A 13365-nucleotide genomic window follows, 5' to 3' on the forward strand; every position below is an offset into this window, starting at 1 on the left:
ATTTGCATAGAAACGAGTGTTCCACCTTAAAAAGCGGAACACCCGTTGATCATTGGCTTGCTTTGTACCTTAATAACGCGGCGACGAAAGCTTTCTTATACTACCTGCTGATTTCGATATGCTTAAACGTTTTGGTGTATTTAAACTCAATGGTATTATCGTCATTTAGCGTAAACTCTTTAACATCCTTGCCATCAACAGTAATTTTTGATGGTTTGAAAGGGAAACCTATCAGGTTAAAGTGATAGCCATCATAGCGCGGGGTATATAAACCTTCCAGGCTTTGGTGAATGGTTAAGTGTTGATCATCGCCGTTTACCACAAATTTCTTCTCGAGGTAAATATCCTGCTCGTAGGCAAAAGTTTCGCCGTAATCTTCAAACAGGAAGGAGTTAACCTCGTAATCTGTATAATAAATATTCAGCTTAACCTCCTCAATTTCCTGCTGCCCAACGTATTGCATAACCGGATATTCAGGAATTACCGAGCCGGCTTTTACAAATAATGGCATGGTTTCCAGCGGGGTATCTACCGATACCTCTCTGCCGCCTTCTATAACCTCATAAGTCCAGAAGTTGTACCATTTGCCTTTGGGCAGGTAAACATTACGTTTACGCTGGCCGGGCTCCATTACGGGGCAAACCAAAATCTTATCGCCATAGGTAAACTCATCCTGGCGGAAATGGTTGAGTTGGGTATCCTGCTCATGCATCACTATCGGCCTCAAAATAGGGAAGCCGTAACGGTGGTGCTCCCAAAAGGTTGAGTACAGGTATGGGATTAAACGGTAACGCAACTCAATAAATTTACGGTTAATAGCCGTAAATGGCTCGCCGAAACTCCAGGGTTCGCGCTCTTTGGTATCCCCTGCCGAGTGCGCCCGCATGAATGGCGAAAAAGTACCCATCTGGATCCAGCGGGTAAACAGTTCGCCGTCAGGCTCGCCGCTGAAACCGCCTATATCAGTTCCGCAGAAAGGGATGCCTGATATAGAGAGGCGCTGGCACTGGATATTACCTATTTTAAGGTGCTCCCAGCTGGCTACGTTATCGCCGGTCCACACCGATGAAAAGCGTTGCACGCCCGAGTAACCTGCCCTGGTAATGGTAAAAGGGCGTTTATTTTTCATAATCTTGCGCAAACCTTCGTAGGTTGAGCGCACCATCTGCATACCGTAAACATTATGGGCTTTACGGTGCGACCCACGGTAGCCATCGTATTGATGACGAACATCATCGGGGAAAGTACCCGCGCCAAATACGGCAGGTTCGTTCATATCATTCCAAACACCGGCTACGCCCATCTGCACCAGCTCGTCAAACAAACCGCCCCACCACTCGCGTACCTCGGGGTTGGTAAAATCCGGAAACTGGCAACGGCCCGGCCATACGTGGCCTTCCATAAAGTAATCGTCGCTGCGGCGGCAGAAGTACTTTTTCTCCTTGCCCTCTTTAAACACCGAGTAATTGTCATCTACCCGGATGCCCGGATCAATGATCACCACGGTTTTAAAACCATCGGCAGCCAGCTCGCTGATCATCTTTTTAGGATCGGGGAAGTACTTGCGGTTCCAGGTAAAGCAGCGGTAGCCGTCCATGTAATCGATATCCAGGTAGATGCCATCGCAGGGGATCTTGTTTTCGCGGAAACCGCGGGCAATTTTGCGCACTTTGGCTTCCGGGTAATAGCTCCAGCGGCATTGGTGGTAACCCAGCGCCCAAAGCGGCGGCATAGGGTGCGTACCAGTTAGGGTGTGGTAACTTTTTACCACATCCATCATGTGCGGGCCGTGGATATAGTAATATTGCAGTTCGCCCCCATCAGCCCAGAAACTGGTTTTTGTACGATCTTCCGAGCCAAAATCAAACTGGGCTTTAAAGGTATTGTCGAAGAAAATACCGTGCGCTATGCCCTCGTTTACGCTGATGTAAAAAGGGATGCTGCGGTAAAGCGGGTCCTGGTTCCATTGGAAGGAATAGGCATCGGTATTCCAGTTTTTAAGGCGTTTGCCGCGCAGGTTAAGCTCGGTAGGTTTGTCGCCTAAACCAAAAAAGCTTTCGTTAGGGGCACAGGTTTTGGTGCAGAAAACGTAGTAACCACCGGCCTGTACGTTCTCTTCCCAGTGCATCGGGGTGGCATCCATGCTGGTTACATGGTTGTTGCTATCCGAAAATGAGATAAAGAAATCTTTTTTGCGGATGTGGCAGTTTACCTTATAAGTTGATACGCGAAACTCGTTTTCATCCTCATGCAGGTTAAAACTTACCGCTTTTGCTGGCAGTTTAGGTACCCCGTACGAAAAATCTTCTAAAAAAACGCTATGCGGCGCAAGTCGTACACGAATAATCTCGTCGGTAACCACTACAACTTCAACTTTGGCATCGCCATCGGTAAAGTAAAATTTATTCCCCACCTGCTGGGCATGGGTGGGTACGCCGAGGTATTTTTTTACTACAGGCTTAATACCATCGGCAGGGTTATTAAGGTGATGAAACTCCTCTTCCTCTTCAATAAGGTTCTCAATCTCGGTCAATTTGCTGGTAATCAACTCCGGATTTGGATTTGGGGTATTGCTTTCCATTTAATTCAATTAGTGGGTTCTGCAAATATTTACAAAGCGTACTTACTACGCAATATACAATAATGTTGTTAACCAAAAAACCATTTACCGTGCCAATTCCTTAACTTTTAATCAATTTGCGGACTCAATAATCTGGATTTTTTTACCATCGTTAACAAATAATACCGCAACCGCTGCTAAAAACATAAAAACGCCCGCCATTACCAAAGCGTAAATGGCCTGGTTGCCGTAAATATACTTTACAACCGGTCCGCCGATGATTCCGTTAACAATTTGGGGGAAAGTGATAAAGAAGTTGAAGATGCCCATGTATACGCCAATCTTTTTGGCTGGTATTGAGCTTGATAGGATAGCGTATGGCATAGCGAGGATACTGCCCCAGGCAAGGCCGATACCAACCATTGATATAACCAGAAAATTAGGATCAGTAATAAAATAGATGGAAATTAAGCCCAAACCGCCCATTATTAGCGAAAAAGCGTGCGCTTTTTTACGGCTCAGCGTTTTAACAATGCGCGGCAGCAGCAAGGCATATATGGCCGAAACAAAATTATAAACGCCAAATAATACATTTACCCAGTTAGCGGCATCGTTATAAGCCACGGATGAGGTATCGTTTGCGGGAATATGATACACATGAGCAGCCACGGCCGGGGTAGTAAATACCCACATAGAAAACAGCGCGAACCAGGAGAAAAACTGCACCAGGCCCAACTGTTTCATGGTTTTGGGCATATTTACCAGGTCGCTAAAAATCTCGGTCAGGCCGCTTTTATGGCCGGATGCCGATTCGTCCTTTTCATGAAAGGTGGCATAAACTTCGGGAGGGTATTCTTTGGTGCGGATAACCGTCCATAAAATAGCGCCTATCAATACCGCTGCGCCGATATAAAAGGAGTACAACACGTTATCGGGCACGATACCGGGAGCAGCCGTTTTAGCGATGCCGAACCACTCGGCAAAAACATAGGGCAACCACGAGCCTATTACCGCGCCCAGGCCTATTAAACAGGTTTGCATGGAAAAGCCGGTGGTATGCTGGCTGTCGGGCAGGTTATCGGCTACCAGGGCCCTGAAAGGTTCCATCGCAACGTTGAACGATGCATCCATGATCATGAGCATCCCCGCACCTACCACGATGGGCGGAATAATAGCCGCCAGCATAGATGAGTTAGGCATAAAGAACAATGCTAACCCGGACAGGATTGCCCCGGTTAAAAAATACGGACGACGACGCCCCAAGCGGTTCCAGGTTCTGTCGCTATAATGACCAATAATAGGCTGAACTACCATACCCGTAATAGGCGCGGCCAGCCAAAACCACGACAAATGCTCAACATCGGCCCCAAAAGTTTGCAGGATGCGGCTGGCGTTGCCTGTTTGCAGGGCAAAACCAAACTGGATGCCCAAAAAGCCGAAGCTCATGTTAAAGATCTGCCAAAAGCTTAATCGTGGCTTTTGCGCGATGGTTGGTTTATTCATAATTGGTTTAATAATGTCAGAATCAGAATTTACAGAATTTTAGAATGATCAGAATATCATAGTGGATACATGCCGCCTCTCAGGCTCATTCTCAACTCAATTCAAACATGCTAAGCATTCTGTAAATCCTTAAATTCTGTAAATTCTGATCAAAACTCCATTAACAAGCCGCTCATGGCAGGCAGGCTTACTTCAACGCCTTTACTGATATCGTCGGTATTGAATTTGGCGCCGCTTAGCAGGTCGGTAAATTGTTTATGGCCGCTTTGGTTTAATTTCGTTAACAGGTCATCCGGAAGTTTCAAGGTTAGTTTGCGATCGCTCCGGTTAAAATTGGTTATCACCAATATACGCTGGTTATTGGTGTAACGGGCATAAATGTACAGGCGGGTATCAAAGCCCGGCTGATGCTCGTTAGCCATCATCAGTTCATAAAACGCGCCTGATTTTAGGGCATCGCTATTATGCACCGCGGTAAGCAGGTTGTGGTAAAAGCCACGGAGCTTTTGCTGATCGGCAGATAAATTAGCGCCGTCGTACTCATGGTTGTTCACCCATTTTTGATGCTCTGGTACTCCCCAGTAATCAAATATGGAGGTGCGGCCATCGTTTCCGCTAAAGCCCTCGGTACCCTGCGCAGGCTCCCCCACCTCCTGACCAAAATACACCATTACAGGTCCGGTATTTAAAGTGGCAGTCACGATCATACCCGGAACAGCCAGCCACGGGTTACCCGCAAAATCGCCCGATGCGATGCGCTGCTCATCGTGGTTTTCCATAAAGCGGAGCATATGTTGGTCAATCCCTTTGCTGTCGTGGTTCCAAACGGCGTTAATTTCCCAGGTTGAGGAGTGTTGCTCATCGCGGGTTAAGCGTTTGATGGCATCGTACAGCCCCACCTTATCGTACAGGTAATCAAACTTACCTTTAAAAATATAATCGTTGTATTTGCCTTTATCATAAGCTTCGCCGATGAATACCAGGCCGGGATGCTCGGCTTTCAGTTTCGGGATCACCCAACCCCAAAACTCGATAGGCACCATCTCCACCATATCGCAGCGGAAACCATCTACGCCTTTTTCGCTCCAGTAATGCAGAATATCATAAACCTTATTCCACAGCGGCGGAATGGGATCAAAGTGGTTACGGCGGTGATCCATGTAATCAACGCCATAGTTCAGCTTCATGGTTTCGAACCAATCATTAATAGATGGGGTAGCGCTGAAAACATCGTTACCGGTAGCTTTAGCAGGATTTTCATCAAAATGACCATCCTTCAGCGGGCTTTTAAATTCATCACCACCGGGGTTATAGCCCTGCGGTACCACAAATTGCTGACCAGGGATATAGTAAAAATCATTCTTCGGGCTAAAGCCTTTGCTTTTATCATCATCTTCACCAAAATCGCGCACACCGGCAGGTTTAACATCCGAGCCATAGGTACGGGCTACGTGGTTAGGTACCAGATCCATCAATACCTTTAAACCGTTGGCATGGGTACGTTTGATGAGCGCTTCATACTCGCCTATGCGATTTTTAACATCCACAGCCAAATCGGGATCGATATCGTAATAATCCTTAATGGCATAAGGTGAGCCTGCCCTACCCTTTACAATATCCGGATCATCCGCTTTGATACCGTATTGCGAATAATCGGTCATGGTGGCGTGTTCAATTACACCGGTGTACCAAACATGGGTAAAGCCCATTTTTTTGATTTGCTGCAGGGCTTTATCGTTAATATCATTCAGCTTGCCAACGCCATTCTCTTCTATCGAGCCGTTGGTTTTATTAAGCGTTTTGACATTGCCAAACAGGCGCGGCAGCAGCTGGTATATAATGAGTTTGTGGTTGGTAGTTTGTTCCATTTTGTTTTTCTTTTGGTGGTGATTTGCCTGCGCAAACGTAAACATTGGCAACATGGTTACGCCCACAAAGCATCCAAAAATCCATTTCCGGTTCATCAGGCTTCAACTAAAAGATCATCGTTGGCTTTCACCACCCGCTCTTTACCATAAACCAATACCTTAGTTTCCACATCCGATGCGTTTTTGATCTGCACGCCATCCTTGCTCACCTTCACATTCAGCAAAGCACCGCGGAAACCAATATGGAAAGAGAACGACGACCATTTGCCCGGAATAAACGGCTGGAACGATAGCTTGCCATCGTTAACACGCATCCCGGCAAAACCTTCAACTACAGCCATCCAGGTGCCGGCCATCGAAGTGATGTGGCAGCCATCTTCGGTATCGTTGTTATAATCGTCGAGATCTAAACGGGCTGTACGGAGATAAAACTCGTAAGCACGGGCCTCATCGCCCAATTTGGCGGCTATAATAGCATGAACACATGGCGAAAGCGACGATTCGTGAACGGTACGGGGCTCATAAAAGTCATAGTTACGGCGAATGGTATCCATATCGTACTGATCTTCAAAAAAGTAGATCCCCTGTAGTACGTCGGCTTGTTTAATATAGCACGAACGCAGAATCCTGTCCCAGCTCCATTTTTGGTTGATAGGGCGCTCGGATGCTGGGAGATCTTTAACCAGGATCTGCTCTTTATCCAGGTAACCATCCTGCTGTAAAAAGATCTGGCGCTTTTCATCGTAAGGATAATACATCTTTTCGATGATATGCCTGAACCTGCCAAACTCGGTTTCTTCGTCGAGGTTGGTTTTGCTTACCAGCGCGGCATATTTTTCCGGGTTTTCGGCTTTTACCTTTTCGGCAACTTCAATCGTATATCGCATACACCAGGTTGCTATGGTGCTGGTGTACCAGTTATTGTTTACGTTGTTCTCGTACTCATTTGGCCCGGTTACGCCCAGCATCACATACTGCTCCCTATCTTCCGACCAGTTAACCCTTTGCGACCAGAACCTCGCTATCCCCAGCAATACTTCCAAACCATAATCGCCCAGGTAAGCCTCATCGCCGGTATAACGCACGTAGTTGTAAATAGCAAAAGCGATAGCGCCATTCCGGTGAATTTCCTCAAAGGTGATCTCCCATTCGTTATGGCATTCGGTACCATCCATAGTAACCATCGGGTATAAGGCCGCGCCGTTTTTAAAGCCGAGCAACTGCGCGTTTTCAATAGCTTTACCTAATTGTTTATAGCGGTACAACAGCAAATTGCGGGTAACCTTTTGCGGCGCTGTTGAAAGATAAAAAGGCACACAATAAGCCTCGGTATCCCAATAGGTGGAGCCTCCGTATTTCTCGCCGGTAAAACCTTTGGGGCCAATGTTCAGGCGGTCGTCTTCGCCGGTGTAGGTTTGGTTAAGCTGGTAGATATTGAAGCGGATAGCTTGTTGCGCCGAGATATCGCCATCAATAATAATATCGTTATGCTTCCATTTTTCGGCCCAGGCAGCGGCTTGTTCGGCCAGCATGGTATCAAAACCTTTGCTGCTGATGCGGTTTAAGGTGGCGTTTAGCCGCTCAACCAGCTCTTCGGGCTTGTAGTTTTGTGATGAAAGGTTGGCTGCATATTTGATGATGCTGATCGCTTCACCTTCTTTGGCTTGCAACGTAACTTTTGAGGCCACGTATTTCTCTTTTTCGATAGCCTCGGCAACAGGTTTGATGGTTTCGCCATTTTGCAGGATGCTGTACTGCATACCCGTGGCTACCTCGAAACCTGTTTTTTTGGTGCGCATTACCACATAACCGCCGTTGGGTTGGGTGGCTTTGCTTACCTCATCCCAAAACTTCTCGTCGTAATTCGAATCCTTGTTCACCACATCACCATCAATGGCAGGGATTAAAGTAATCTCGCCGCTGAAATTTAAGGGAGTGATGGTGTATTTGATAGCCCCGGTTTCGTCATCGGCCATGCTGCAAAAGCGGATAGCCTCCACTTTAACCTCTTTACCTGATGCTGTTTTGGCATGAAAATCCCTTTTCAGATAACCTTCCTTCATGTTCAGTTCCCGGCGGAAACTGATCACTTCGCATTTGGCCAGGTCAAGTTGTTCGCCATCCAACAGCACATCAATAACTACCCAGTTGGCAGCGTTCAGTACTTTGGCAAAATATTCGGGATAGCCGTTTTTCCACCAGCCAACGCGGGTTTTATCCGGGTAGTAAACCCCGGCTACGTAGTTGCCCAACAGGGTATCGCCGCTGTAAGCCTCTTCAAAATTAGCGCGTTGTCCCATGCGGCCATTGCCCAAACTGAAAATACTTTCAGAAATTTTATTGTAATGAGGATCGAAGCCTTCTTCAATAATCCTCCATTCATCTGCTTTTATGTAGTTTTTCATAACCCCCTCTAAATCTCCCCCTAAGGGGGAGACTTTAAAAATTTTTAATAATTTAAGTTTTTAGTTTACACCACTATGCCAATCAAAAGCCCTCTCCCTTCAGGGGAGGGTTGGGTGGGGCTTACAACTTATACAATTTATTCAAAGTCATCTCATCCAAACCTTTTATCACCAGGTTGGCGCCTACCAGCACATCCGGCGAGCCGATGCCTACTACCTTCATATCTCCGGCCAGGGCGGCTTCAACACCGGCAATGGCATCTTCAAATACCACGCATTCTTCGGGCTGCATACCTAAGGCCTGCGCGCCGGCCAGGAAAACTTCGGGGTCGGGCTTGGCTTTGCTTACTTTATTGCCGTCTATCACGGCATCAAACATATCGGTGAGGTTCAGCTTATCCAAAATGGTCATGGAGTTTTTACTGGCCGAACCTAAGGCTATTTTCAAACCAACCGCACGGCAGGCCTGTAAAAATTCTTTGGCTCCAGGCAATATCTCGGCCGGTGTCATCTGGTTTACCATTTCCATGTACCAGGTGTTTTTTTGCGTAGCCAGTTCTTCCTGCTCGGCTTCGGTTTTGGTTACGTTGCCCCAACCTAATATCAGTTGCAGAGAGCGTACCCGGCTTACACCTTTCAGTTGCTCGTTCTGGTGTTCGGTAAAATCAAAACCAAGCGAGTTGGCCAGCCTTTTCCAGGCCTTATAGTGGTAAATGGCGGTGTCAACAATCACCCCGTCAAGATCGAAAATGCAAGCTTTAATCGTGTTCATTTAATTAGTTAAAAGGCTGGTTGTTACGCCCTAAAGATATTGTTTAATGTGTTACACCGGGTATTAATTCTAATACCAGTGTTGTTTTTGCCGGGATGCTTACTTTGTCCAGACTAATTACTTCGTCTGTAAGCACATTTCTTGCTTTTTTGGCATCGCCGATGCGTTCAAAATAGCGCCCGGTAGTGGTGTCCTGATTCTTTTCGCTGCTGTTGAACATCATCATTACCGTTTTCTGCGCATCGTACCTGAAATACACGTAGATGCCATTTTCCGGCACATACTGCATCAGTTTGCCGGTTTGCAAAGCTGTGGTACCTTTACGATAATTGGCAAGTTTGCTTACGTAGTTAAAGGCGTCATTTTCTTTTTTGCTGCGGCCTTCGGCGGTAAACTTGTTATCCTTATCGCCGGCCCAGCCGCCCGGGAAATCTTCGCGAACAAGGCCATCCGGGTTAGAATAGTTTTTCATCAGGATCTCATCGCCGTAATACAGTTGCGGTACGCCGCGCATAGTCAACAACATGGCCATAGCCGATTTGTATTTCACCACATCCTCGCCCACCATTGATAACAAACGGCTCATATCATGGTTATCCATAAATATGGTATTGCGGGTAGCATCCTGGTACAAAAAGTCCTGCGCTACAACCGAGTACAACCGACCTACGCCATCCGTCCAGCCATCTTTACCGTTAATGGCTTCGTAAATAGCATCTTTTAAAACGCCATCGGTTACACCCGGCAATTGTGTATCAAAACCACGGTTAACGGTATTACCCTGCGTAAAGAAAGCCTGGTTTGCGGCCGACCATACCAGGGTTTCGCCAAATATGGAAAGTTTCGGGAACTCGGCTTTTACATCCTTAGCCCATTTGGCCATGTAAACAGGCTCGTTATAAGGGTAAGTATCCAGCCTGAAGCCATCGATACCGGCATACTCCACCCACCAGATGTGGTTTTGGGTGAGGTAATTTTGTACATAAACATTGTTTTGGTTAAGATCGGCCATGCGGTGATCAAACCAGCCATCCTGCATCAGCTTGCGATCCATTGGCGAGGCATGCGGATCCATCACGGCCGCGTCGCGGAAATTTGATTTGGTATACGTTGGCCACTGGTGTACCCAACTTTTCATAGGCATATCCCGGATCAGGTAGCCTTCGGTACCGGCGTGGTTATGCACCAGGTCTTTAATTACCTTGATACCCATACTGTGGCATTTCTCTACAAACTTTTTATATAAATCGTTAGTGCCGTAGCGAGGATCAATTTTATAATAATCGGTTACGGCGTAGCCATGATACGAGGCCTGGGGCTCATCGTTCTCAATTTCCGGGGTGAGCCAGATGGCAGTTATACCTAAATTTTTAAGGTAATCGAGGTGGTTGATGATCCCTTGCAGGTCGCCGCCGTGCCTGCTGAACATCGAATCGCGGTGGATGCCGCGTTCGCGCAGGTGATCGAACGAGTCGTTTGAGGGGTCGCCATTGCTAAACCTGTCTGGCATAATCAGATAGATCACATCCTTACTGGTTACACCCTGGATGCGCCCTGCCGATTTATCGCGTTTGTTAAGCGTGTAGCTATAGCTCAGGTCTTTTTCGCCCGCTTTTTTAAACTTTATCGGGAACGTTCCCGGTACTGCCGATGAAAAAATTTGCAGGTCGATGAATAAATAATTCGGATTTTCAACTTTATGCACTGCTTTAAGCTTTACGCCGGGGTAGCTTAAAGATACATTGCGCGAGGCGATATTGCTGCCATGAACCACCAACTGCAGGTTAGGGTTACTCATGCCAACCCACCACGACATCGGCTCAACACGCTCCAGAGCAGGCGTTTGTGCCTTTGCACCCAAGGCAGCCAGTAAGCAGCAAAAGGCGGATAGTAAGGTTTTTCTCATATAAAAAATGATAAAAGGGATAATTGGTTTGGCTATGGACCACTCCACAACCACGTTCCAAATTTATAATAAAATTAATTGCTTGTATGGAAAAAATATAATTGGCACTAATTTTTTCGAATTGAGACGAATTACACGAATTTTCACGCCATGGATTTGAAGTGATGCGCTTAATTGTTTGTCAAATTCCAGGCTTTCGTGTTAAAACTTTCTACACGAATTTTAACAAATCAGCGAATTACACCAATGTTATTCTACACCACGATTCGTGTAATTCGTTTAAATTACGTGCGACTTGCCAGGCATTCGCGTTAAAATAATTTCTACGAATTTTAACGAATTAGCGGATTACACCAACGTTATTCTACACTACGATGCGTGTAATTCGTCTAAATTGTGTGCGACGTGCCAGGCATTCGTGTTAAAAATTCCTACACGAATTTTAACGAATTAGCGAATTACACCAACGTTATTTTACACCACGATTCGTGTAATTCGTTTAAATTGTGTGCGACGTGCCAGGTATTCGTGTTAAAAATTATTTTTCTATATTTATTTGGATTAATTACAAATAAACACAATCTTTGTGTCAGTTTTATGACTACAACCAACGAACTATCTTTATGGACCGATGTTTTCAGCACCAAAACCGGCGCTGTTTACCAGTGCGATACGGAGCGTTGCTGGTATGTAGACTTCGCCGGTAAGGTAGCCAGGTTTGATCACCGTTGCCTGATGAAATTGCGCAAGGCGGTTTATGCTATTGATATCGAACAAAAGCTACTGAACACCACGACAGACCCGGATGTGGAGATCATTTTTATCTGCGCCTGCGATCACTGCTATGTACTTTCGCTGGCCCAGATCATTAACCTGAAAGAATTGCTGGAAGGCTCTTTCGTAATGCTGGAACTTAACCACATTATCCACGACCGTATTTACAGCAACCCGCTGTAACCAGGCTAATTTCAACACAATTTAGATTAAATTCATATTGCTTTTTTATTAAACTAAAATGCTGTTGCAGCATTATTATTGTATTATAATTTCCTGCAATAAACCTTTAACGTTTAATTTAATAAATCATGAAAGATTTACTTCGTATAAAAAGCCTGATCTCGTCAGACATCGAAATACTTTTAAACCAGCAAGTTAAAAAAGAAGCCCAATCTTCTTCTATATATTTAGCTATGGCATCATGGTGCAACCGTAATGGTTATGATTTTTCTTCCGAATATTTTTTTAAACAAGCCGAAGAAGAACGCCATCACCAATTAAAATTTTACAAATACATCCTGGATATGGGCGGCAACGCGGTATCACCCGAAGTTACCGGCATCAAACAGGAATATAACTCCTTCCGCGAAGTGTTTGAAGATGCTTTAGATCAGGAGATCAGCGTAACCAACTCCATCAAAAATATTTACGCCAAATGTTTAAAGGAGCAGGATTTTGTTACCATGGAGTTCCTGAACTGGTTCCTTAAAGAGCAACGCGAAGAAGAATACAAAGCCCGCCGCGCCCTCGAACTGTTCGAAGTTATCGGCGAAGAAGGTACCGGCAGGTGGCAGATTGACAAACATGTTGGTCAGATAAAATACGATAGCGAGGCATAGCCCCACCCAAACCCTCCCCGGAAGGGAGGGCTTATGAAAAGGTCGTTTTGCAAAGCAAAACGACCTTTTCTATCTAAAAGTCTTTCCTATAAGGGTTCTCAAGCGCCTGCAAAACCTCTTTAGGGTGATATTCCTTTAACCAGGTATTACCCGGCTGGATACTGCACACAGGCGCGTACTTGCACCTGTCGGTACATTCGGTTTCAATAACTTCTATTTCTTCCGGGCCATCATGATGTTTGATATATGATTTGGCCAGTTTATACATGTCCTTGCCGCCACGTTTTCCGCATTTGCTGCCTACACATACGTACAGCACTTTATCAGGTATGGTGAATTTGCCCATGGGATTTACTTTACAATCATAAAGTTAGGGATATGTTATTTTAATTTTAACTAATTAACGTGAGTTCGGGATAAGAGAAGAAAACAATCGCCGAATAGTTTTTATTTTAACTATCTGAATTTCAATAAGTAATCATATTTTGTTATATTTAAGTGTCTAATTTAAATGATATCAATCTATGCTTACTTCTGATAAAATTATTAAAATTTTCGTTATGGTCGATGACTTTTGCAAAGAATCTGAGTCTGAAATAGCCAGGCATCAACTTGATGCGGGTAGCTACAAGGTCAGAAACCGTAAAACCTCACTGTCCGACAGCGAACTGATCACGATATTGATCGCTTTTCATAGTGGACATTTTACCAACCTTAAGCACTTCTATCTTTATT

General features: G+C 45.4%; 9 protein-coding genes and 1 pseudogene. 3 read left to right on the forward strand and 7 right to left on the reverse strand.

The features are described 5' to 3' along the window. Positions 1 to 100 precede the first annotated feature (100 nt). The 6 genes from LX99_RS11750 to LX99_RS11775 all read right to left on the reverse strand — a co-directional run bounded on the left by LX99_RS11750 (position 101) and on the right by LX99_RS11775 (position 11014). Positions 101 to 2581 carry a glycoside hydrolase family 31 protein gene (locus LX99_RS11750; RefSeq protein WP_109608049.1) on the reverse strand — a complete coding sequence of 827 codons (2481 nt, stop codon included), beginning with the start codon at positions 2579 to 2581 and terminating at the stop codon, positions 101 to 103. A 111-nt stretch (positions 2582 to 2692) separates the two neighbouring features. Beyond that, positions 2693 to 4063 (reverse strand): MFS transporter, encoded by a 1371-nt coding sequence (locus LX99_RS11755; protein WP_109608050.1) that lies wholly within the window; start codon positions 4061 to 4063, stop codon positions 2693 to 2695. 149 nt (positions 4064 to 4212) lie between these two features. Next, entirely contained in the window at positions 4213 to 6027 is a 1815-nt protein-coding gene (locus tag LX99_RS11760; RefSeq protein WP_245927896.1) for an alpha-amylase family glycosyl hydrolase, read from the reverse strand. Next, positions 6027 to 8336: a glycoside hydrolase family 65 protein gene (locus LX99_RS11765; RefSeq protein WP_109608051.1), complete on the reverse strand. Its 2310-nt coding sequence runs from the start codon at positions 8334 to 8336 to the stop codon at positions 6027 to 6029. Before LX99_RS11765 ends, LX99_RS11760 begins: the two co-directional genes overlap by 1 nt. Before the next feature lie 121 nt (positions 8337 to 8457). Then, positions 8458 to 9108, reverse strand: coding sequence for a beta-phosphoglucomutase (pgmB, locus tag LX99_RS11770; protein WP_109608052.1), 651 nt, complete (start codon positions 9106 to 9108; stop codon positions 8458 to 8460). A gap of 43 nt (positions 9109 to 9151) precedes the next feature. Then, a complete protein-coding gene (locus tag LX99_RS11775; protein ID WP_109608084.1) occupies positions 9152 to 11014 on the reverse strand; it encodes a glycoside hydrolase family 13 protein in 1863 nt (620 codons plus the stop codon). Between the two features lie 597 nt (positions 11015 to 11611). On the opposite strand from LX99_RS11775, the gene LX99_RS11780 reads away from it, so the two are divergent. After that, on the forward strand, positions 11612 to 11971 hold the full coding sequence (locus LX99_RS11780) for a hypothetical protein (protein ID WP_109608053.1): 360 nt from the start codon (positions 11612 to 11614) through the stop codon (positions 11969 to 11971). A 128-nt stretch (positions 11972 to 12099) separates the two neighbouring features. Continuing rightward, entirely contained in the window at positions 12100 to 12630 is a 531-nt protein-coding gene (locus tag LX99_RS11785; RefSeq protein WP_109608054.1) for a ferritin, read from the forward strand. 73 nt (positions 12631 to 12703) lie between these two features. Here LX99_RS11785 and LX99_RS11790 read toward each other — a convergent pair whose 3' ends face one another. Next, a complete protein-coding gene (locus LX99_RS11790) occupies positions 12704 to 12976 on the reverse strand; it encodes a (2Fe-2S) ferredoxin domain-containing protein (RefSeq protein ID WP_109608055.1) in 273 nt (90 codons plus the stop codon). A 178-nt stretch (positions 12977 to 13154) separates the two neighbouring features. On the opposite strand from LX99_RS11790, the pseudogene LX99_RS26545 reads away from it, so the two are divergent. Further along, a pseudogene (locus LX99_RS26545) lies at positions 13155 to 13365 on the forward strand (IS982 family transposase); the annotation flags it as partial.

Origin of the sequence: Mucilaginibacter oryzae (assembly GCF_003148845.1) — a bacterium.
In the GTDB taxonomy this organism is placed as follows: Bacteria; Bacteroidota; Bacteroidia; order Sphingobacteriales; family Sphingobacteriaceae; genus Mucilaginibacter; species Mucilaginibacter oryzae.

Coding starts and splice junctions, on each gene's coding strand:
- LX99_RS11750 (WP_109608049.1), bottom strand. CDS start 2,581: ATGGAAAGCAATACCCCAAATCCAAATCCGGAGTTGATTACCAGCAAA.
- LX99_RS11755 (WP_109608050.1), bottom strand. CDS start 4,063: ATGAATAAACCAACCATCGCGCAAAAGCCACGATTAAGCTTTTGGCAG.
- LX99_RS11760 (WP_245927896.1), bottom strand. CDS start 6,027: ATGAACCGGAAATGGATTTTTGGATGCTTTGTGGGCGTAACCATGTTG.
- LX99_RS11765 (WP_109608051.1), bottom strand. CDS start 8,336: ATGAAAAACTACATAAAAGCAGATGAATGGAGGATTATTGAAGAAGGC.
- pgmB (WP_109608052.1), bottom strand. CDS start 9,108: ATGAACACGATTAAAGCTTGCATTTTCGATCTTGACGGGGTGATTGTT.
- LX99_RS11775 (WP_109608084.1), bottom strand. CDS start 11,014: ATGAGAAAAACCTTACTATCCGCCTTTTGCTGCTTACTGGCTGCCTTG.
- LX99_RS11780 (WP_109608053.1), top strand. CDS start 11,612: ATGACTACAACCAACGAACTATCTTTATGGACCGATGTTTTCAGCACC.
- LX99_RS11785 (WP_109608054.1), top strand. CDS start 12,100: ATGAAAGATTTACTTCGTATAAAAAGCCTGATCTCGTCAGACATCGAA.
- LX99_RS11790 (WP_109608055.1), bottom strand. CDS start 12,976: ATGGGCAAATTCACCATACCTGATAAAGTGCTGTACGTATGTGTAGGC.